Source organism: Microbulbifer salipaludis (assembly GCF_017303155.1).
GTDB classification, from domain to species: domain Bacteria; phylum Pseudomonadota; class Gammaproteobacteria; order Pseudomonadales; family Cellvibrionaceae; genus Microbulbifer; species Microbulbifer salipaludis.
Map to the genome: position 1 here is coordinate 973,867 of NZ_JAEKJR010000001.1, position 21,727 is coordinate 995,593.

17 protein-coding genes are annotated in these 21,727 nt (G+C 58.6%); 6 read left to right on the forward strand and 11 right to left on the reverse strand.

What is annotated here, in order from left to right:
- Positions 1-99 precede the first annotated feature (99 nt).
- Positions 100-915 carry a DUF2884 family protein gene (locus JF535_RS04035; RefSeq protein WP_206999361.1) on the reverse strand — a complete coding sequence of 272 codons (816 nt, stop codon included), beginning with the start codon at positions 913-915 and terminating at the stop codon, positions 100-102.
- 284 nt (positions 916-1,199) lie between these two features.
- On the opposite strand from JF535_RS04035, the gene JF535_RS04040 reads away from it, so the two are divergent.
- Positions 1,200-3,737, forward strand: coding sequence for a TonB-dependent receptor plug domain-containing protein (locus tag JF535_RS04040; protein ID WP_242523579.1), 2,538 nt, complete (start codon positions 1,200-1,202; stop codon positions 3,735-3,737).
- Between the two features lie 172 nt (positions 3,738-3,909).
- On the opposite strand, the gene JF535_RS04045 is transcribed toward JF535_RS04040, so the two are convergent.
- Positions 3,910-4,992 carry a pyridoxal phosphate-dependent aminotransferase gene (locus JF535_RS04045; protein ID WP_242523580.1) on the reverse strand — a complete coding sequence of 361 codons (1,083 nt, stop codon included), beginning with the start codon at positions 4,990-4,992 and terminating at the stop codon, positions 3,910-3,912.
- A 115-nt stretch (positions 4,993-5,107) separates the two neighbouring features.
- On the reverse strand, positions 5,108-5,926 hold the full coding sequence (locus tag JF535_RS04050; RefSeq protein WP_206999365.1) for a sulfite exporter TauE/SafE family protein: 819 nt from the start codon (positions 5,924-5,926) through the stop codon (positions 5,108-5,110).
- Positions 5,927-6,197: 271 nt separating this feature from the next.
- Here JF535_RS04050 and JF535_RS04055 point away from each other — a divergent pair, with 271 nt between their 5' ends.
- Entirely contained in the window at positions 6,198-8,588 is a 2,391-nt protein-coding gene (locus JF535_RS04055) for a zinc-dependent metalloprotease (protein WP_206999367.1), read from the forward strand.
- Between the two features lie 69 nt (positions 8,589-8,657).
- Here JF535_RS04055 and JF535_RS04060 read toward each other — a convergent pair whose 3' ends face one another.
- The 3 genes from JF535_RS04060 to JF535_RS04070 all read right to left on the reverse strand — a co-directional run bounded on the left by JF535_RS04060 (position 8,658) and on the right by JF535_RS04070 (position 11,789).
- Positions 8,658-10,598: a S8 family serine peptidase gene (locus JF535_RS04060; protein WP_340674113.1), complete on the reverse strand. Its 1,941-nt coding sequence runs from the start codon at positions 10,596-10,598 to the stop codon at positions 8,658-8,660.
- A 135-nt stretch (positions 10,599-10,733) separates the two neighbouring features.
- A complete protein-coding gene (locus JF535_RS04065) occupies positions 10,734-11,549 on the reverse strand; it encodes a transglutaminase domain-containing protein (RefSeq protein ID WP_206999371.1) in 816 nt (271 codons plus the stop codon).
- 9 nt (positions 11,550-11,558) lie between these two features.
- Positions 11,559-11,789 carry a DUF350 domain-containing protein gene (locus tag JF535_RS04070; protein WP_043320183.1) on the reverse strand — a complete coding sequence of 77 codons (231 nt, stop codon included), beginning with the start codon at positions 11,787-11,789 and terminating at the stop codon, positions 11,559-11,561.
- A 449-nt stretch (positions 11,790-12,238) separates the two neighbouring features.
- Here JF535_RS04070 and JF535_RS04075 point away from each other — a divergent pair, with 449 nt between their 5' ends.
- On the forward strand, positions 12,239-12,577 hold the full coding sequence (locus JF535_RS04075; protein ID WP_206999373.1) for a hypothetical protein: 339 nt from the start codon (positions 12,239-12,241) through the stop codon (positions 12,575-12,577).
- 112 nt (positions 12,578-12,689) lie between these two features.
- Here the strand turns inward: JF535_RS04075 and JF535_RS04080 are convergent, their stop codons facing one another.
- From JF535_RS04080 to JF535_RS04090, 3 genes are all read right to left on the reverse strand, one after another.
- On the reverse strand, positions 12,690-13,088 hold the full coding sequence (locus tag JF535_RS04080; protein ID WP_206999375.1) for a globin: 399 nt from the start codon (positions 13,086-13,088) through the stop codon (positions 12,690-12,692).
- 184 nt (positions 13,089-13,272) lie between these two features.
- Entirely contained in the window at positions 13,273-14,841 is a 1,569-nt protein-coding gene (locus JF535_RS04085) for a S8 family serine peptidase (RefSeq protein WP_206999378.1), read from the reverse strand.
- Between the two features lie 272 nt (positions 14,842-15,113).
- Positions 15,114-15,308: a CPXCG motif-containing cysteine-rich protein gene (locus JF535_RS04090; protein WP_066960926.1), complete on the reverse strand. Its 195-nt coding sequence runs from the start codon at positions 15,306-15,308 to the stop codon at positions 15,114-15,116.
- Positions 15,309-15,707: 399 nt separating this feature from the next.
- On the opposite strand from JF535_RS04090, the gene JF535_RS04095 reads away from it, so the two are divergent.
- From JF535_RS04095 to JF535_RS04105, 3 genes are all read left to right on the forward strand, one after another.
- Complete coding sequence (locus tag JF535_RS04095) at positions 15,708-16,871, forward strand: phosphoglycerate kinase (protein WP_206999380.1); 1,164 nt, start codon at positions 15,708-15,710, stop codon at positions 16,869-16,871.
- Positions 16,872-17,093: 222 nt separating this feature from the next.
- Complete coding sequence (fba, locus tag JF535_RS04100; RefSeq protein ID WP_206999389.1) at positions 17,094-18,158, forward strand: class II fructose-bisphosphate aldolase; 1,065 nt, start codon at positions 17,094-17,096, stop codon at positions 18,156-18,158.
- A gap of 123 nt (positions 18,159-18,281) precedes the next feature.
- Positions 18,282-19,280 carry an alpha/beta hydrolase gene (locus JF535_RS04105; RefSeq protein WP_227718111.1) on the forward strand — a complete coding sequence of 333 codons (999 nt, stop codon included), beginning with the start codon at positions 18,282-18,284 and terminating at the stop codon, positions 19,278-19,280.
- A gap of 27 nt (positions 19,281-19,307) precedes the next feature.
- Here the strand turns inward: JF535_RS04105 and rarD are convergent, their stop codons facing one another.
- Together rarD and serA are read right to left on the reverse strand one after the other, a co-directional pair.
- The gene (gene rarD, locus JF535_RS04110; protein ID WP_206999391.1) at positions 19,308-20,219 is read right to left on the reverse strand and encodes an EamA family transporter RarD; all 912 of its coding nucleotides are present in this window, start codon (positions 20,217-20,219) and stop codon (positions 19,308-19,310) included.
- A gap of 164 nt (positions 20,220-20,383) precedes the next feature.
- Positions 20,384-21,616, reverse strand: coding sequence for a phosphoglycerate dehydrogenase (gene serA, locus JF535_RS04115; protein WP_206999393.1), 1,233 nt, complete (start codon positions 21,614-21,616; stop codon positions 20,384-20,386).
- Positions 21,617-21,727 lie beyond the last annotated feature (111 nt).

The following is a 21,727-nucleotide window of genomic DNA, read 5'->3' on the forward strand; positions in this document are numbered from 1 at the left end:
GCTAATGCGGCCTAACACTTGGGGGGTCTTTCTCCTTGGGTTTGGGGGGAGAAATTGGGTGCTCCAGGTAGAGTAATCAGGTTGAATTAGTCGCCGGCGTCAGTTCTGCTCGATCACTTCAAATGTCGCGATGGTCGGAATGGTTCCCTGCAAGTCTGTTTCTATGGTGTCCATGACCCTGAGGTTGTGGCACAGGTTTTCCGCACGGGATTCCAGCAGGCGGGCCCGCTCCTGAACGACGGCTTCAGCGGCCTCTGCGGCGGCTTCTGCATCGCGCGCAATGCTCGCGCCACCGGTAAATACGGCCTTCAGTGCATGCCAGGTGAGGGTGCCTGCAGACTGCAAGGCAATCTTTTCAATGCGCGGCTCCAGTTCGCTCTCAATAATCTGCTCGATCGTATTTTCGATGTTTTCTCCGGCAGCCACATCCCAGTTATCGCCCAGAACATAGATGCCGTTTTCGTTGCGCAGCCGGTCGCGCGTTGTGTAGCGCACCTGGCTGGCGGCATGCTGAAACTCCACAGAATCTGGGTGGTCGGCTCCAGCCAGTGCCGTTAAGGCAATACCCACACCTTCCATGGCGATATCCACCGCATCGATGGTGATGTTGGTAATATCCTTGCCGGTCTGCAGAAGTCCCGCGTGGTAAGCCTCCAGTTGATTCTGTTGCTTCGTGTCCAGCGTAATTACCTGCCCATTTATATCCAGCTGCTGCGGCTTGTCCGCCACATAACGCAGTATTTGCTGGCTATCGTCGTGTATGACCTCAAAGAACTCCGCACTCACTCGGGTGCTGTGGTGCAGGCGCATGGAGCATTGCTGGTCGGTGTCGTGCATCAGACTGATCTCTCCCGCAGTGGTGGCTAGTGGAGCGCTGAGGGCCGCGACAGACAAGAAAATCAGGGCATTTTTCATAGTACGTTCTACAGAAATTCCGGTTGATGGCACTGTGACGTCTTCAGCGCACCGGCCGGATGCACTGACGCGAAAAAAATATCGTCAATTTTTTGTCCCGCCCTAACTGGCACGCTTATTGCTCTTTCCCTGGTAACGGCAGTCGCAGTTTCTCTGCACCAATATTTATCCGATGTACAACAGCGAATTACGTTGCGAATCCCTTGGGTTGCGCAATACGGGCAGCTTTTGCCTGAAGAAAGTGATGGTTCTGACGATGGTTCAAAAACGAGTGGGGAAAACCTATGAAGCGTAAAGCTCTGAGTTGTGCTGTGATGGCGGTTGCCGCCGGTTTTGCATTGGTGCCGGCAGCACCGGTGGTGGCGGAAGAAATTGAGGAGGTTGCGGTAACCGGGGTGCGGGGCAAGCCGCGCTCGGTGTCTGATTCTCCGGTGCCGGTAGATGTATTCGGAAGTGAGGCGCTGCAATCGGTTTCCTATACGGACACCAACGACGTCCTGAAGACCCTAGTGCCTTCCTATAACGTCACCAGGCAGCCGATCAGCGATGGCGGTACCTTTATTCGTCCAGCGCAGTTGCGGGGCATGCCTACCGACAAAACCCTGGTACTGGTCAATTCCAAGCGTCGCCACCGTGCCGCGCTGGTACAGATTGGCGGTTCGGGTACCCAGGGACCGGATATCGCCACCATCCCGAGTTCGGCGCTCAAGTCTGTGGAAGTGCTGCGCGACGGCGCGGCCGCACAGTATGGCTCGGACGCCATCGCCGGGGTGATCAACTTTATTTTGAAAGATAATGCAGAGGGTGGTTTGTTCAGCATCAAGAGCGGTGAATACAGTGAAGGCGATGGCTTCCAGACCACCGCCACCGCTAATGCAGGGCTGCCTCTGGGCTCAGACGGGTTCCTGAGCATTTCCGGTGAAGTCGCCAAGGCAGATTTTACCTCGCGCAGTGAGCAGTATTGCGAAAGCTGGTTTTGTCTCGAAGAGCAGGACCCGGCCTTTATCGAGGCCGCAAAAAGTGCCTCACTGGAAGGTGATGTGGTACAGCCCTGGGGGCAACCCAACTCCGAAGCGGCGCGCATCTTCTTCAATGCTGGCTACGATCTGGGAGACGGTAAAGAGCTGTACGCATTTGGTAACTATTCCGAGAGCGAGGCAGACGGCAGCTTCTACTATCGCTACCCCGGTAATGGCACCATCGAGGATCTGCGCGAGTCGGATGGCTCTATCTACAGCCCGCTGGAAAAATTCCCTGGTGGATTTACCCCGCGCTTCTCCGGTGAAGTGACCGATTACTCGCTGGTCAGTGGCTTCAAGGGCGAGATGCTCTCTGGCCTGCTGTATGACTTCAGTGCGCGCTACGGCAACAGCGAAGTGGCCTACACCTTGCGTAACACCATCAACCCCTCGATGGGGCCGGACAGCCCCACAGCCTTCAAGCCGGGCACGCTGGCCAACGAAGAGATTCAGTTGCAGGCGGACTTTTCCAAAGAGATGGACCTGGGTTTGAGTGCGCCGGTACTGGCCGCATTCGGTTTGAGTTACATGGATGAATCCTATGAGCTCACCGGCGGTGATGAGGCCTCGTATACCGCCGGCCCATACGCCACCCGCGATCCGTGGGGTTTCTGTGATGGCGATATGCCCACGACCGCCGGCCAGGCGGTAATCGATGGCGGCTCCACGCTGGACTGTGCGGATGCGAGCGACCCCGTGTATCGGGTGGTTGGCGTTGGTTCCAACGGTTTCCCCGGTTACTCTCCGGAATATTCCGGTAGCTACACGCGGGACTCTTATGCGGTTTACGGCGACCTCAGCTCGGATGTCAGCGAGCGGTTGTTTGTACAGGCGGCGGTCCGCTTTGAGGACTATTCCGATTTTGATTCGGAGCTGGTTGGCAAGCTGGCCATGCAGTACGACCTGACCGAGAATATCGGTCTGCGGTCATCCGTGGGCACGGGCTTCCGTGCACCAACACCGGGCCAGCAAGGCACCACAAACGTGTCTACCCGTCTGCCCAATGGTTTTCCAGTAGCGACCGGCCTGTTCCCGGCCAGTAGCTCCGTGGCACAGGCCCTGGGCGCGGAGGCCTTGAAGCCGGAAACGTCCACCAACTTCACCTTTGGTTTCACTGCCGACTTCGACAAGCTGTCCATGACCGTGGATTTTTATCGCATCGATGTGGATGACCGCACCTATGCCATTTCTACCCTCGATGTATCGGCAGACAACAGCAGTGGTGCCGCGTACGACAACTACCTGGCGCTGGTCGATGCCGGTGTGGTTGGCGCCGAGTCGATTGGTGGGGTCTTTTACTTTACCAACGCGTTCGACACCCGTACCCAGGGTGTGGATGTGGTGGCGACCTATCCGGTGAGCTGGTCCGACACCAGTACCACCAATCTGACGGCATCGTTTAACTACAACAAGTCCGAATTTGCCTCCGACCCCAGTGAGTATCTGAACGAAGAGGATGAGTTCGATTTCGAAAACTTCCAGCCAAAACTGCGTGGTGCGATCACCGCAATGCACGATGTTGGCCCGGTATCGTTGATGGCACGCGCCAACTGGTATGGCAGCTACGAGAACTTCCAGAGTGGCCTGGTTCAGGAATACGATCCCCTGGTCATGGTCGATCTGGAGGGCCGTTATCACCTGACCGAAGCGACCAATGTCAGTGTTGGTGGCCGCAATATCTTTGATCAGTATCCGGACAAAGATGAACTGGGTGATTATTGCTGTGGAGCGGTTTACGCATCGGACACCGTGGTCGACTGGCAGGGCAGCTTCTACTACCTGAGCCTGAATCACACCTTTTAAATTGCAGTTGTCTTCTGCAAAACTTGAATCCCCGCTTCGGCGGGGATTTTTTATGCAGTGCAATTTTTTGTGGTGAAGGTTTTTATGCGGTGAAAGTTTCTATACGGTGAAAATGATCGAGCACAAAAAAGGCCAGCAATGCTGGCCTGTGATGGGATCGTAGTGACCGGATTCAGGTCATGCGGTGCAGCACCTTGGGCAGTGCGGACGTGTATTTCTGCACGTCTTCAATTTTGCCCATGCTGACCCGGGACCAGTTGGTGTAATCGCGGTAGATACCACGGATAAAGACATTCTCTTTTTCCATCTCTGCGCGGAAGGTCTCCGCATTGAGATCGCCGAGATTGACAAACATGAAGTTGGTGACAGACGGCAGCGCGGTCAGCCCATTTTCTTTTACTGCGGCACTGACCATGTCCCGTGCTTCTTTGACCTTGATCCGGCAGTAGTCCATAAACTGCTGGTCTTCATAACAGGCGATGGCGGCGGCAAGACCGGCCTGGTTCAGGCCATACCAGCCAAGGCCATAGCGCTCCATTTCCTTGATTTTCTCCGGCTGCGCGATCAGGTAGCCCACGCGCATACCGGCGAGGCCATAGATTTTGGAGAAGGTCCGCGCAACGATGATGTCGTGCCCTTGCTTGATCAGCGGCACCACGGTGTTTGCATCACTGTTGTCGGTGAGTTCGTTGTAGGCCTCATCCGCCAGCACGGTGCACTTCTTCGATGCCTTGATACAGAAATTCCGCATGGCGATCGGGTCGATCAGCATACCGGTCGGGTTATTTGGGTTGGTGACCTGCACCATGGAAATGGAACCGTCGATGGCCGCGTACATGGCATCGAGATCGATCGCCAGGGACTCGAGTTTCGGCAAGCGTTTGATTTCGCCAATTTCCTGGATTTCCACTACGCGCGAGGTCGTGTCCCAGAACAGATCGGGCCCCAGGATGCTCCCTTTTTGAGCGGCGGCAATCGCTGCTGCGGCCAGTCCCGCACTGCTGCCGGAGCCGAGGGTAATGTGATCGGGTGTGAGGCCGTGGCGTTCGGCGATCATGGATTTGAGACGCGCGACGCTGTCGTAGACGTAGTAGGCGCCTTTCTGGCTGGCTTCCATCATGGCCTTGAGCGCCTTGGGGCTCGGGCCATAGGGGTTTTCGTTGGCGTTCAGTTTGGCCACTCCAGGTGGCGGGCCGTAGAGCGGCGCAGGACGAGCGATTTCTTTCGCGGCGGCGCTGCTGGCCAGCCCGCTCATAGTGGCCGCTGAAAGGGCCGCTGTGGAGCCATGTAAAAACATCCGTCTGCTTAGCGATTTTTGCATTATTGTATTCTCCCCGTGTGAGTGTTTTTCAAGCATCAGTTGGAATGGATCAAGCCTTGGCAAACATCGCCAGGGATACCACGATCAGGTAGATCCCGAACAAGCGTTTCAGGTGTAGTTCATTGAGGCTGTGGGCCCAGCGCGCGCCGATGGGTGCTGAGATAATGGAAAATACGGAAATGGCAACCAGCGCTGGGAGGTTGATGTAGCCGATCGAGCCCATGGGCAGATTCGGTGCGTTGAGCCCCATAATGAGGAATCCGATCGCGCCAGGCAGGCCGATTAGAAAGCCTATTCCGGAGGCGGTCGCCACGGCCTGATGCGCCGGCCGATTACACAGCACCATGGTCATCACCGTGATGGTGCCACCGCCAATACCCAGCAGTGAAGAAAACCCGCCGAGAAAGCTCGCCAGTCCCGCCCGCGCCAACCCGGTGGGCATCTCCAGTTTACCCTTGAAACCGTCGAACAGGTGGGGAAACAGGAAGTAAATGGAGTAGAGCAGAACACCGGTAGCGAAGACGTACACCAGGCTTTTGCTGTCGGTAAACGACGCGATATATAGCCCACCGCCCACGCCGAGCACAATCCACACCGACCAGTCCCGCAGTACCTTGAAGTCCACTGCGCCCCGCTTGTTGTGGGCCTGTACCGAGCGCGCCGACGACACCACGATGGACGCAAGAGACGTTCCCACCGCCACACGCATCATTTCATCCGACGCGCTGTGCAGGAATGGAAACACCGCTAGCAGCGCGGGGACTACCACAAACCCACCGCCATTGCCGAACAGCCCTGCGGTGATACCGGCAATCAGGCCCGCGACACAGAGCAGCAGGATAAAAAGTGATACTTCCTCGACGGTCATTGGCTCTCCCGGTGTTCTTTATTGAACACCTTTTCAAAGCATTAACTGTGCCAATAAGCGCCTGAGATGAATGGATGCGTTGAAGCGAATCCTGTGGTCGCGACGAAGTGGTGGAGAGCGGTATCGGTGAAGCGCTTTAGCGCTTTTTTTGCTCCGCAGTAGACCGAAATACACCATGGAGGTTTACGGATGTGCGGCGTCTGGTTATCTTCGTCGCCTGATCTAACAAACTCAGCCAAATAAAATTCCGTAAGGCACAGCCGGGGGAGAAATGTTCAAAAAAATAATCGCGCTGGTAGCACTGGTCTTCAGCATCGGTGTACAGGCTGAAACCATCAGCAGCCTGACCGCAAATATGCAGAAGCAGCAGGGGCTGTTCGACTTCTACTGGGATGAATCCAAAGGGCGCATCCTGTTGCAGGTTGACCAGTTCGACCGCGAGCTGCTGCTGGTGACCGGGCTCGCCCAGGGGCTGGGCTCAAACCCGGTGGGTCTGGACCGCAACCAGGCCGGTGAAAGCCGTGTGGTCAAGTTTGAGCGGGTTGGCAACAAGGTTCTGATCCATCAGGTCAATCTGGATTATCGCGCCCAATCAGAGAATCCGGCGGAGCGCCGCGCGGTGGAGGAAGCCTTTGCCACCTCTGTGCTGTGGGGCTTTGAGGTAATTGCCGAGGAAGGGCGCGGCGTGCTGGTGGATTTTACCCCGTTCCTACTGAGCGATCAGCACGGTATCGCGAAGCGTCTGAAAGATGCCAAGCAGGGCAGTTACCAGATCGACGCCGGCAAGTCAGCGATCTATCTCCCGCGTACCAAGAGTTTTCCCCAGAACACCGAGTTTGAGGCGCAACTGACATTCGCCGGCAGCGAGCCCGGCAATTACATGCAGGAAGTGGTGCCGACGCCCGAACTGGTCACCCTGCGCCAGCATATCTCGCTGGTGGCTCTGCCAGACGATGGTTATCAGCCACGCAAGTTTCACAGTCGCAGCGGCTACTTCCCGCTGCAGTACCGCGACTACGCAACGGCAATCGACCAGCCAATGGATCAGCGGTTGATTTTCCGTCACCGCCTGGAGAAGAAAGCGGGCAGTAACGAAGTGGTGGAGCCCATCGTTTACTACGTGGATTCCGGTGTGCCGGAACCCGTGCGCAGTGCACTGATCGAAGGCGCCAGCTGGTGGAACCAGGCATTTGAAGCGGCCGGTTTTGAAAATGCGTTCCAGGTGAAAATCCTGCCGGAAGATGCGGACCCGCTGGATGTGCGCTACAACGTGATCAACTGGGTGCACCGCTCTACCCGCGGCTGGTCCTATGGCTATTCTGTTTACGATCCACGCACCGGTGAGATTCTCAAGGGGAATGTTACCCTCGGCTCCCTGCGCGTACGTCAGGACTTGCTCATCGCCCAGGGCCTGCTGCAGCCTTATGACAGCAAAGATGCGGATGTTGAAAACCTGAAGGCTATGGCGCTTGCCCGCATTCGCCAGCTGTCAGCCCATGAAGTGGGGCACACCCTGGGGATCGCACACAACTTTATTTCCAGTGCGGAAGGCCGTGCCTCTGTGATGGATTACCCGGCACCCCTGGTTACCCTGAGCGGGCGTGATCTAGAGCTGGGCGAGGCCTACGCCACCGGAATCGGTAGCTGGGACAAGCTGGCGGTGCGCTACGGCTATGGCATTGCCGATGGTAATGAAGCGGAGTACCTCGCCAGCGTACTCAGCGAAGCCGAGAAGCAGCAACTGCGCTTTATCTCCGACCCGGATTCCCGGGCCATCAATAACGCCCACGCGGCGTCCCACCTGTGGGATAACGGTGGCGACGTATTGGAGGAGTTCCAGCGTATGACGCAGCTGCGTCGCCACGCACTGGAAAACTTCTCCACCGCCGCCAATCGCCCGGATGTGGCCCGCTCTTCCCTGGATGAAACTCTGGTGCCGGTGTATTACGGGCATCGTTACCAGGCGGAAGCCGTGGGCAAACTGATCGGGGGCCTCGATTACAACTATCTGTACAACGATGCCGGGGCTGAGAGTTACACCATGGTGGCGGGCGACCGCCAGCAGCAGGCCATCGACGCGCTGGCGTCTACCCTGAAGCCGGAATTTCTGACATTACCGGAAAAGGTATTGAGCCTGCTGCCGCCCAAATCCTACGGCTACGCGCGCACCATCGAGAGTTTCCCTGCCTACACCGGTGTGGCCTTTGACGCGATCGCCATGGCCGAGGCCGCCGCCGGCCACACGTTCTCTATCCTGCTGCACCCGGAGCGGGCCGCACGTCTGCAACAGCAGCAGGCACGGCGTGGCGAGGGCCCCGGCTTCAATACGCTGCTGGCACAGCTGACGGCGCAGGCGCTGGCCAGTGAAGACTACACCGGGCTGGAAGCGGCCATCCATCAGCGCGTCAACCATGTGTATATCCATCAGCTGATGGTGCTCGCGAACAACAATAAAGCAGCGGAGTCGGCCCGCGCTCGCGCCAGTTTTGAGCTGGCAAAATTCCAGCACGCGATCGGCGAAATGAAGCTGTTTGGGGATGACCCACATGGTTACAACGCGCATTATTTTTACGAGGCCAACCGCATCGGGTCCTTTATGGATGGCCATCTGAAGGTGGACAAGGCTGACCTGAAGCCCATGCCGCCGGGTTCCCCGATTTAACCATTGCTGCGAACCGTGCAAACCCAAAGAGCCGCGTATTGACGCGGCTCTTTTTTTTGCAGAAGGCGATCAGAAGTAACAGCGCCCACCCCAGCGAAAACCGCAGGTTGCGGTGACGCTCTTGGTGATGGAGTGGCTTTCGCCGGCGTCGTCGGTGACGGTCAGGGTTACGCTGTAGGTGCCATCTTCCGCATATTCATGGCTCGGGTTCTGCGCATTGGAGCTGCTGCCATCGCCGAAATCCCAATGCCAGCTTTCGATGCTGCCGTCAGCGTCGCTACTGGCATCGGTAAAGCTGGCCGTCGCGCGGGCGACCGAGAAGGTAAAGTCGGCAACCGGGGCCTGATTCGGGGTGGTGGTATCCGGGTCGGTTACCGTGACGGTCTGGCTGCGGGTGGCGCTGGTGCCCTCGTTGTCGGTGACGGTCAGGGATACGGAATAGGTGCCGGCCGCACCGTAGGTGTGACTGGGGTGCTGGACGCTGCTGCGGTTGCCATCACCAAAATCCCAGTCCCAGGCGGTGATATTACCGTCGGCATCGCTGCTTTGATCCTGGCAGTCAATGGTCAGTGCCTCGTCCACACACGTGAATCCCACAACCGGCGGCTGATTGCCATTACTGACCGTATTGAGGGCCGCACGGGCATCCAGGATGCCCGCGCCGCAACCGCCGCTGCAGTTGCCGGGTAAGTCCCGCGCGGTATCGCGCAGCGCGTTGCGCACCTGGTCGGGAGAAAGGTCGGGATTTGCCTGATACAGCAGTGCGGCCACGCCGGCTACATGCGGCGCCGCCATACTGGTGCCTTGATAGAACCGATAGCTTTCTCCCGCCGGCCCCTGAGTGCCACTGTTGAGGGTAGAGAGAACGCCGTTACCGCTGGTGCTGGTTTCGCCACCCGGCGCGCTGAGATCGATGGCCGTTCCGTAGTTGGAATACGACGCCCGATTGCCCTCGCGATCCGTAGCCGCCACCGTCACGACGCCATTGCAGTTTGCGGGAGAGAATTCATTGGCATCGGCGTTGCTGTTGCCGGCCGCCGTCACCACGGTGGCACCATTGCTGCGCGCGGTGTTGATCGCATTTTGCATAGCCGTGCTGCAGCTGCCCGTGCCGCCAAGGCTGAGATTGATTACCTGCGCCGGGGTGTTATTGGTGGGCACACCGGGCACGTTACCGCCGCTCGTCCATACGATGGCATCGATAATGTCGGACGTGTAGCCGCCGCATTTTCCGAGCACCCGGGCGACCAGTACCCTGGCCCCGTGGGCGACACCGGCAACACCGCGGTTGTTGTTGGTCAAGGCGGCAATGGTGCCGGCCACATGGGTTCCGTGCCAGCTACTGTTGCGTGGCTGTGACGGATTGAAGAAGCCACACTCCCAGGCGCGCAGCCAGTCACCGGGATCACTGGGATCGCTGTCGCGGCCGTCGCCATCATTGGCCACTGCGGTGTCATCGATGAAGTCGTAGCCCAGGATGATGTTGTCATTCAAATCCGAATGGTCGGTAATGCCGGTATCGATCACCGCTACCACCACACCACTGCCGTCGTGGGTATCCCAGGCCGCCTCAAGGTTAATGCCTCCGGTGGCCTCAAAATAATGCCACTGCTCGTTGTAGCGGCTATCTCCCGGTATCGCGGTATGCTGCATCAGCTGGTCGACCTCGACCGACAGCACGCCGGGCTGGTTGCTCAGGGCACTGACCAGTCTCTGCAAGCTGGCAGGGGCGAGCCGCTGTTGCAGTCGCAGTACGTCGAATTGTCCATTGGCGAGGCTGCGCCGATAGTGCAGTTCCACTCCGGTAAGCTGGGACAGGCTGGCCGCGATATCGGGGGCGTGATGATCCGCGCGCGGCAGCGCGAATTGCAGAATAAGCTGCTGCGCATGGGGCGCAGAGCTCGCGCTGGAAATGTCGGGAGATGCTTGTGCGGTGGAAGTTACCGAGAAGAGCGCGGCGAGGGCAAAATACAGGCTCGCCGATGCGCGCCGAACGGAAAAAAAGGCCACGATTACATCCTTGTACTGCTGGACGCGGGAATACGCGCCGGACTGCTCACAGCACCATCCTGGCGCCACTCATTTAAGCCTAGCAGGCGGGTGCGTCCTGGCCAGCACTGCGAGATCGCGCGCGGATGCCGGACATCACCCGCGAATAAACTGAGACTTTTTAATCCAGTGCTTGCCGCGGTAGCGGCGGGTGGGGGCGGAGGTGGTCTTGGCCCAGAAGTAGTCCCGGTTGAACTGGAACTCGACCTCGTAGCCCTCCGCGAGTGCCGCCAGAGGCATGGCCTGCCATGTGGATTGGCGGCGCTTGCTGGTGGCTTCCAGCAGGTATTCGGTGTCGTCGACAATGGCGATCACCCAGGCATGGCCCTGTCCCTTGTGCGTGCCCAGGGCGACGCGCGCATCAATGCCGAGGTTGATCAGCCAGTCGGCGAGTAGGATGGCATGGTCTTCACAGTCGCCGCGTTTCTGGTAATAGGCCTGGCGCGAGGTCTGCCAGATATCCGCGAGCCCGGCGTACTGCAGGTGATCGTATTGGTATTCCTTGCGGGTTGCCAGAGTGTACAGGGGTACCCACAGTGCTTTGGTTTCAAACGGCTGGAAGCCCACCAGATAGCTGTTGGCAAAATGATGTAGCTTGTCGAGCCCGCGCGCAGAGGCGGTAACCGATTCCAGGCCCTGCCAGTTCCAGATGGAGATGTAACTGCTTTCCTGCTCGGAGCGTTTTCCCACCGCCTGCTGCACCATAGCTTCCGTGAGTGGGGCACTGGTGCCGGGTACGACCACCGTACCCCGCTGGTTGTCGCGCATGCTGGGTGTCTCTGGCTCGCCGCGCACGGATGCCAGTTTGCGCTCCTGCAAGGTGTGTTGCGCAGGCAAATGTTGCCACTGTCGCACAACCTCCGGCAGTAGCAGCAGTATGGCCAGCAGGGCGCTGGCGAGTAACCACCTCACTGTCAGCGCCTAGCCTTTTAGCCCGAAGGAAATAATCAATGCGACGAAGATCAGGATCGTTGAGGCAAAAATAGCCACGGCGATATTGCCGTTCTTCAGTTCGCCTTCGATGTCTACGTGCTTGAGCAGTTTTTTGTCGATGATCAGCAGCGCCACCATGCCAATCAGTAACGCCAGCAAGGTATACAGCAGGTTCAGCCCAAGATTGAACAGGGTCGCGGTGAGGAATTCAGATTGCACGTGATTCGGTCCATGTCGGTCAATTTTGCGCAATTAGAGCATAACCGCCGCGGCATTTCTGCCCGCTGTTTGCGGCCCGTGTACCTTGGGTTTCGCAGTGCAGTCGGGGGTCTTCCCGGTACAAACTTGGCTGGAGGTGGGCCTGCAGACAAAAAAGTGTGCAAAAAAGCATTTTTACACCAGGAAAAACCGTGCTCCGGAAGCGCCGCGCTGGAGGAAACTAGTGCACACCGAAAGACTTTGAGGGTAGAACAGCAGTGATAAGTTGATCGAAGCAAAACCGCTGACCAAAGTTGCCGCTGCAGTTTCAGATAACCCGGATTTTAGCCGGTTTTTTGTTGGGAACGGTATTTTCGCTGAGTAGACTTCCGGACACGTTGAAAGAGGAGGTGTTCTCCATGCGTTATTTACTACCTGTAGTTCTGTTTTGTTCGCTCTCTGGTGTCGCGATGGCACAGCAACCGATGTCTCAGCTGCCGGCTGGTGCTTCGGAAGTGCAGATTTTGGGTAAAACCTACTGGCACAGCGGCGATAACTTTTATCAGTTCAATGAGGAAACCGGCATGTTCTATCAGGTTCCTCAGCCCACTGTGCAGGCTCACAAGGACCGTATTTCTCAGTCGCACATGTATCAGCGCAGCCAGACTCTGCCGGGTACCGGTCTGACCGGTGACCAGATCGAAGGTTGTCGTAATGCCGCTGCGGATAAATCCAATGAGGTGCCTAACCGCGGTAGTCAGGTGTACATCAATGAGTACAATGCCTGCATCCGTGATCTGCAGCAGTAACATCTGCAGCAGTACTCTCGAAGATTAGGTGAGAGTAGAAAGGTCTGCCGGGGAACCGGCAGACCTTTTTTATTGCGTGCTGATTACGTGCCCATTTTGCATGCTCTGCCGATCAGTAGGCTCCACGGATCAGCTCAATACCGGGGCCGATGGCGCGGCGCCAGGCGAGTTCGGTGGCTTCATCAAATTGGGGGTCATACTGGCGCAGGGTGGCAAGCAATGCGTCCAGCCACAGGCCATACCATTCCGGACGGATGTTATGTCCTTTGCGGGAGTGGCTGCACCCGAGGGCGCGCAGTTTGGTATCCGGCATACCGCGAGCATGCAGCACCAGTTGCAGAATGCCATTGCGCAGCAGATGGCGCTGCGCAGGCATATCGGTATCCTTGAACAGCGAGCGGATGACTTCAGAGCTGCTCATAAAGCGGTCGTAAAAATCGATGAAAAAACGATCGTTGTTACAGCAGCGGCCATAGCTTTGAAAAACGATATCACTGTCGGCATTTCCCATTGCCGTTACCCCCTGGCTATTGTTATCTCTGCGCACGCAGGCGCAGGCAGCCGCGGATTCTAGCGGTGGTCATCATGGCAAAATTGATCTAGATCATTTTCGACGGGGCGGAGGCGAGTAACCAGGCCGGAGAAGCCAGCAATAAAAAAGGGGCCCGAAGGCCCCTCTGGTGTGATTATGTCGATTACTGTGTGCAGTTTTTGCCTTTGCAGGGCTTGCCGCCACCGCCACTGCCGCCATCACCGCCGTCGCCACCACTGCCACCACAGCCGTTCGCAGTCAGGTAATCCACTGCCGCTTTGGCCTGTACCAGTCCGTGGCCGTAGGCGTTGTCACGGCCGGCCGCACCGAGATCTTCCGCGGTGCTGGTGAGCGCCGAGCGGATCTGGCTGGCAGAACAGCTGGGGAAGTGACTCCAGACCAGTGCGCTAACGCCGGCAACATGCGGGGTCGCCATGGAGGTGCCGTTGAAGTAGGCGTAGTCACTGGGCTCGATGGCCAGATTGGCGCTGCTGCCCAGTTGGCCCAGGAGTGCTGCGCCATCGGTATCGGAAATGCCCGCAGACGGGATGCTGGTGGCAACGCCACCCATGGTGCCGTAAAGCATGCCCGGCTCATTGTTGTAGATGACCGCGCCGATGCCGCCACCGGCCTCACACGCCAGTACTTTGTCGGCAAAGCTGATGTTGCCGCGGGAGATCAGACAGATCTGGCCGGCGGCGCCCGCACAGGCAGACTCGCCCAGGCCGCAATCAACCAGGTTGCCGGTGACGTTGCCCATGGGGCTCTCATCCATGCCGGCCGCTTCGATGGCGCTGCCGCTGACACTGAAGGTGGTAGAAAGGCCCATACCCACGGGTACGGAAGACAGCACGTCGACACCGGGTCCGGACAATTCAACCTGGTCGGTCTGCTGGGAGAAATCCGCGATCATCTTGTTGCTATCAATCGCCGCTACCGATACGACCGAGTCGTAAGATGCCGGATAGGAGTGGCGGGTGTTGCCGTCGTTACCGGCAGCAGCAATGGACAGTACGTTCTGGTTATACAGGTCGGCGAAGGCCCGCTCTTCGGTGCGGGACTTGAAGGTGCCGCCCAGGCTCATGTTGATTACTGTGGCGCCGTTTGCCGCACACTCGTCCGCCGCGGCCACCAATGAGGAAGAATAAGCCCAGCCGTCAGCGCCAAAGACTTTGACGATATGCAGGTTGAGGTTGCCATTGGGGTTTACGCCCACAACGCCTTTGCCGTTTCCGCCAATGGCGGCAATGGTGCCGGCGACATGGGTGCCATGACCATTTTCATCGGTAAACCAGTCGCCGGTGCCGGTGTCGTAATTGCCGGTCACATTGCCGCTGGGAAGGTCTTCGTGATTGAGCGCATAGCCCGAGTCGATGATGCACACGGTCTGGTTGCCGGCCATGGCATCGCTGAGTTGGTCAGCCTGTACCATGGGGATACCAAAGGGAACGGTTTCCGCCAGCGGGAAGCGTTTCACATCCTGCTCAACATATTCCACATTCGGATTGTTGCGCAGCGCACTGAGGGCCTTGGTCGGCAGGTTCGCGGCCATGGCATTGCGCTTTTGCAGTGCCAGGGCGGAGCGGCCGCCATTCTTCTCCATCATGGATTTGACGGCCTGGCCCTTACCTTCCTTGAACTTGATGATATAGCGATCGTCGGCGGCACTGGCATTCCCGGCCAGGGACAGCGCGAGCGCGCTGGCAAACAGGGTTGGAATTATTTTCTTCATTCTTTGTGGAGCTCCAGTTTGGTCTGGTACTTCTTATTGTTGGATTGGAAAACTGGCTGCTCGCCAATTAGCGCCCGTTGGAATTGGCACTGGCGTACAGCCGGTGGCTAAAATGTAGCAGCTTTATGCGCACCTCCAATGGTTCGTGAATGGTCCGTACAGCGTATTGGGCGGTGCTTGGCAAAAAGGATTTTTTAGGTGGAAATGGGTGACAAGTTGTTGGAGGGGGTTGCGGGGTCGTTCGTCTGGTGGCGACTCAGCATGCAGGGCGATTACACATCGTTCTCGTGCTTTAGCTGCACCTGCCAGTCTCCCTCCAGGTCCACGCTCACCAGTACCTGAATAGGTCGGCAGCACACGGCGCAGTCTTCGATGTAGTGGCGGCTGCCGGCTGAGGTGTCGATCATCAGCAGGATGGTCTCGCCACAATAGGGGCATCGGTCGCTGAATTCTTCTACGGTGAACATGGTTGACGACTTCCCGGTGTCTGCTGGTTGAAATCTGGCCGGCTTCTAGGCTCGCAAAAGCCTGTTACATAAATAGCATTTGCTCACGAGGTTGCCCGCTAATTGACGGCGGGCCATGGCATAAATCTACGTTCTTCCGGCCGCTATGCCTGGCGGCAAGTGCAATTACCGTGTTTTTTGCCTTCTTGTAAAAATGACAACGGTGTCACCCGCGTATTCCTGCTGTGCGGTAATCCATTTACAAAACCGGTTGATATACTGCGCCGCCTGGCCAGTGGTGCCGCATTGACCGCAGCAGCGGTGACCGCCGCGGGGGCAGAGCGTATAATCCGCGCCCGCTTTCTCCCGGTAGCAGATCGGGTGAATGAGTATTCAGCAACCAGCAAATGAGGATTGGCTATGGCGGTTAAATTGATGAAGGACCAGGATCTGGCGGGTAAGCGTGTACTGATCCGTGAAGACCTGAACGTGCCGGTAAAAGACGGTGCAGTTACCTCCGATGCGCGTATTCGCGCGGCACTTCCCACCATCAAGGCCGCCTCCGATGCCGGAGCCAAAGTCCTGCTGATGTCCCACCTGGGGCGCCCCACCGAAGGCGAATACGCCGAAGAATTCTCCCTGGCTCCGGTTGCCGCCCACCTGGGCAAGCTGCTGGGCAAGGATGTGCCGGTCATCAAAGACTGGCAGAACGGCGTGGAACTTGCAGACGGTGACGTGGCCCTGCTGGAAAACGTTCGCTTCAACAAGGGCGAGAAAAAAGACGATGAGGCGCTGGCCAAGCAGTACGCCAGCCTGTGCGACATCTTCGTGATGGACGCCTTCGGCACTGCGCACCGCGCCCAGGCGTCTACCCACGGCGTGGCCAAATTCGCGCCGGTTGCCTGCGCTGGCCCGCTGCTGGCCGCGGAGCTGGATGCCCTGGAGAAAGCCCTGGCCGAGCCCGCGCGCCCCATGGTAGCCATCGTTGGCGGCTCCAAGGTGTCGACCAAACTGACGGTGCTTGAGAGCCTGTCAGACAAGGTAGACCAGCTAATTGTGGGTGGCGGTATTGCCAACACCTTCCTCGCGGCAGCGGGCAAGCCGGTGGGTAAATCCCTGTGTGAGCACGACCTGCTCGATACCGCCAAGGGCCTGATGCAGAAATGCGATATCCCCCTGCCCAGCGATGTGGTCACCGGCAAGGCGTTCAGTGAGTCCGCAGCGGCGGAAACCAAAGCCGCTGACGCGGTTGCCGAAGACGACATGATTTTCGATATCGGCCCGGATTCGTCTGCGGCGCTGGCGGAAATCCTGAAGAGCGCCAAGACCATTATCTGGAATGGCCCGGTGGGTGTGTTTGAATTTGATCAGTTCGGTGGCGGCACCGAGCGCCTGTCCAGGGCAATTGCCGATAGTGACGCTTTCTCCATCGCTGGCGGTGGTGACACCCTGGCGGCCGTGGACAAGTACGGCATTGCCGAGCAGGTTTCCTATATTTCTACTGGGGGTGGTGCTTTCCTCGAGTACGTGGAAGGCAAAGTACTGCCGGCGGTCGCCATGCTGGAAAGCCGCGCCAACGACTAAGTGTGTGGCAGGTGGCGCCTGCGGGCGCCACCTCGCTAGCGGCCTGCGGTTTTGATGTTGTTTTTGATGTTGTAGATACGGATGTAGATACGGATGTAGATACCGAGGTACCCAGAAAGCAGTACCCGATTAAAAAAAGAGATGCGACCGGGCCCCGCTCAGGAATCGCACGCACATGCAGTACCAAATACCAATTTTATATCGACGAGAAAGGGTTTTTTCATGGCTTTAATCAGCTTGCGTCAGCTGCTGGATCACGCGGCCGAACACGGCTACGGCGTGCCGGCGTTCAACGTCAACAACCTGGAGCAGATGCGCGCGATCATGGAGGCGGCCGATGAAACCGACTCCCCGGTGATCGTCCAGGCCTCTGCCGGTGCCCGTAAATATGCCGGTGCACCTTTCCTGCGCCACCTGATCCTGGCTGCGGTGGAAGAATTTCCGCACATCCCGGTGGTGATGCACCAGGACCACGGCACCAGTCCTGCCGTTTGCCAGCGCTCCCTGCAGCTGGGCTTCAGCTCGGTGATGATGGACGGCTCGCTGATGGAAGATGGCAAAACCCCATCCTCTTACGAGTACAACGTGGACGTAACTCGGCGCGCTGTCGAGATGGCCCACGCCTGTGGCGCGTCTGTCGAGGGCGAGTTGGGTTGCCTGGGCTCGCTGGAAACCGGTATGGCTGGTGAGGAAGACGGTGTTGGTGCCGAGGGCAAGCTGTCCCACGACCAGCTGCTGACCGACCCGGAAGAAGCCGCGGATTTCGTTAAGCAGACCCAGGTGGACGCCCTCGCTATTGCCTGCGGTACCAGCCACGGCGCCTACAAGTTCACCCGTCCGCCTACCGGGGACATTCTTGCCATCGATCGCATCAAGGAAATCCACGCGCGCATCCCGGATACCCATCTGGTGATGCACGGGTCCTCCTCGGTACCCCAGGAGTGGCTGAAGGTCATCAACGAGTTCGGTGGCGAGATTCCGGAAACCTACGGCGTGCCCGTCGAGCAGATCTGCGAGGGCATCAAGCACGGCGTGCGCAAGGTCAACATCGATACCGACCTGCGTCTCGCGTCCACCGGTGCGGTGCGTCGCTTCCTGGCCCAGAACCCGGCGGAGTTCGACCCGCGCAAGTTCCTCAAGGCCACTACCCAGGCAATGAAAGATATCTGCCTGGCCCGCTATGAGTCCTTTGGTACCGCCGGCAACGCGAGCAAGATCAAGCCCATTAGCCTGGAGGCCATGTACCAGCGCTATGAGAAGGGTGAGCTGGTGCCCAAGATTAATTGACGGGTATGTCTAAAATTTACTGCGCGTGCGCCGGGCGGCGTCCGCGCTGCGATTTTAGAGCTCCCCCGGTTTTCGGGGATGTAGCAAAAGGGTGAACTTCGGTTCGCCCTTTTTCGTTTTAAAATGCAGTACCATTGGGTCATGGATCTGCTGAAAGACTTTAATGCTATCGAGCCCACGCCGGTCATTCGCCGGCCGGATTACTCGGCGCTGCGCAAGGAATTGCCCGCGCTGGACTTTGCCTGTGATCAGCCCCTTCCCGGGTCGGTGGCCTCCTACCGTACTTATTACCACCTGAATTTTGACGAAGCCGCGGGCACCGGCATCGGCACCTTCAAGGCCGCCGGATTCGAACTGGTTGCCCAGTACTGGCTGGTGGCCGAGCCCCGGGGCACCCTGTTTATCTGCCACGGTTATTTCGATCACACTGGTATTTACGGCGCTGCCATCCGGTATGGGCTGCAGCGCGGTTTCAATGTGGTTGCGGTGGACTTTCCCGGGCACGGGCTTTCCAGTGGCGAGCCGGTGGCCATCGATACCTTTCTGCAGTATCGGGAAGTGCTGGAGGCGTTGCTGCGCCGGGCGCAGGGCAAGGTGCCCGAGCCCTGGCATGGGCTGGGGCAGAGCACCGGCGGTGCGACGCTGCTGAGTTATTTACAGTTCAGCCTGTGGCAGCCCTTCGACAAAATCATGCTGCTGGCACCACTGGTACGGCCCGCCAACTGGCATCTGCGCAAGTGGATGTTTTATCTTGGCCGCTATCTGATGCCGCGCCCGAGTCGCGGGTTCAATATCAACACCCATGACGCCGAGTTTGCACGACGCCAGGCCCATCGCGACCCGTTGCAGTCGCCGGTAATGTCGATCCGCTGGCTCGGGGCCATGGTGGATTGGCTGAAGGTGTTTCCCAAAACCCACCGCAACCGCCGGCCAATTCTGGTGGTGCAGGGGACCGATGACCAGACTGTCGACTGGCGCTACAACATGCGCGTCATTCGCGATCGGTTCCCCAATAGCAAGCGGGTCATCATCCGCGGCGCCCGCCATCAGATGATCAACGAAACCCAGCCCTACCGACAGCAGATTCTCGCCGCCCTCGATGCCTGGCTGGACCAGCCCTGAGGGCGGGTCAAATCGTCTCGTTTCTTTTTAGTCTCTCAGTGCGCGACGCTTGCGCCGCTGCATCAGGGCGTCCACCGAGTAAAAGCCCAGAGCCGTCCACACAAAGATAAAGGTCGCCAGCTTGGCCTGATCAAACGGCTCGTTGTACAGCAGTACCGCGAGGAAAAACATAATCGTTGGCCCAAGGTACTGCAGGAAGCCAAGGGTGGAGAGGTTGAGGCGGCGTGCGGCGATGTTAAACAGCAGCAGCGGTGTCAGGGTAATGGGGCCGGCCAGGAGTAGCAGGCCATTCAGCTCCCAGGAATTGTTCAGCAGGTTGCTGGTGGGGCTGGTGGTCCAGAACAGAAAGCCCACCGCCAGCGGCAGCAAAAACAGGGTTTCCACGGTTAACCCGGTGAGGCTGTCCACCGGTGTTTTCTTGCGCACCAGTCCGTAAAAACCAAACGTCAGTGCAACGCCGAGGGCCACCAGCGGCAGGCTGCCGAACTGCCACAGTTCGTAACCAATACCCAGTGTGGCCAGGGCCACGGCGATCCACTGCAGCGGTCGCAAGCGCTCGCCGAGTACCAGTACCCCAAGCAATACGCTGATCAGCGGGTTGATGTAGTAACCGAGGCTCGCATCCAGCAGGTGGTCATTCACCACCGCCCAGATGAAGATCAGCCAGTTGGTGCTGATCAGTGCGGTGGACACCAGCAGCGCCAGCAGGGTGGTGCGCGAGGTCAGAACCGCGCGCAGCCCCTTCAGTTTGCCCAGTGCCGCCAGCGCCACCAGAGCCAGCAACAGCGACCAGATGCTGCGGTGCGCGAGTATCTCCGGCGCCGAGAGATCGCCCAGCAATTTGAAATAGAGCGGCGCTATGCCCCAGATAAGGTACGCACCCAGGCCGGCCAGCAAGCCTGCAGCGGCGGAATCGGAGTTCTGCTGATTGTTGTGCACGAAGAATAGCCCTGGCTCACAGGCGGCCCGCGCAGCCTGAAACGGTGGTTCGGGAAGACGGAAAACAAGAAACCCGGCGGTGGTGTCACAGGTACACCATCGCCGGGTTTGCGGGAGTCTAACAGACCCGCCGGGAGCCTGTCAGACAGCGGTTTCGGCAGGAATCAGAACAGTACGCGGCAGCGCAGGGTGCCGGGGATGTTCTTCAGTTTTTCCAGCGCCAGGTCGGAGTACTCGGCATCCACGTCGATCACCACGTAGCCCACGGTTTCGTTGGTCTGCAGGAACTGGGCGGAGATGTTGATGCCGTTGTCGGAGAACACCTGGTTGATCGCGCCGAGTACCCCGGGCACGTTCTTGTGGATGTGCAACAGACGGTGCGCGCCAGCGTGGCTCGGCAGGGCGACTTCCGGGAAATTCACCGAGCTGGTGGTGGTGCCGTTGTCGGAGTAGAGCGCCAGCTTGTCGGACACTTCCACGCCGATGTTTTCCTGCGCCTCTACAGTTGAACCGCCCACGTGCGGCGTCAGCAGGGCGTTGTCGATCCCGCGCAGGGGCGACAGGAACTCGTCGTCGTTGCCACGGGGCTCCACCGGGAAAACGTCGATGGCGGTACCGGCGAGGTGGCCGCTTTTCAGTGCTTCTGCCAGCGGTTCGATTTCCACCACGGTGCCGCGGGAGGCGTTCAGCAGAATGGCACCCTTCTTCATTTTGGCGATTTGTTCGGCGCCGATCATCCACTTGGTGGAGGGCAGCTCTGGCACGTGCAGGGAAACCACATCAGACTGGGCCAGCAGTTCGTCCAGGCTGTTGACCTGGCTGGCGTTGCCCAGCGGCAGCTTGGTGACCACATCAAAGAAGATCACCCGCATGCCGATGCCTTCCGCCAGCACGGAAGTTTGCGAACCGATGGCACCGTAGCCGATGATGCCCAGGGTTTTACCGCGGGCCTCGTACGAGCCGACCGCCGATTTCTGCCATCCGCCACGGTGGCAGACCATGTTCTTTTCGGGGATGCCGCGCAGCAGCATGATCGCCTCGGCGATCACCAGTTCAGCTACGCTTCGGGTGTTGGAGTAGGGCGCGTTGAATACCGCGATGCCGAGGTCGGTGGCGGCTTCCAGGTCCACCTGATTGGTGCCGATGCAGAAGCAGCCGACGGCGATCAGCTTGCTGGCGTTCTCCAGCACCTTGCGGGTCAGCTGGGTGCGGGAGCGAATCCCGACAAAATGCGCATCGGCAATCTTCTCGATCAGTTCATCTTCCGGCAGTGCGGTCTTGATATATTCCACATTGGTGTAGCCGCGGGAAGACAGCAGATCCACCGCAGACTGGTGTACGCCTTCCAGTAGCAGAATACGGATTTTGTCTTTCTGAAGAGAAATCTGTGGAGCCATAACGGGTCTCTTGGCCGAGCGCGATGATCAGAGTGTTCGCGAAAGGTTATCGAAATAGGTTTGGAGACCGCCGGGAGCCCGGCGAGGGCGGCATCATACCACAAGGGCTTT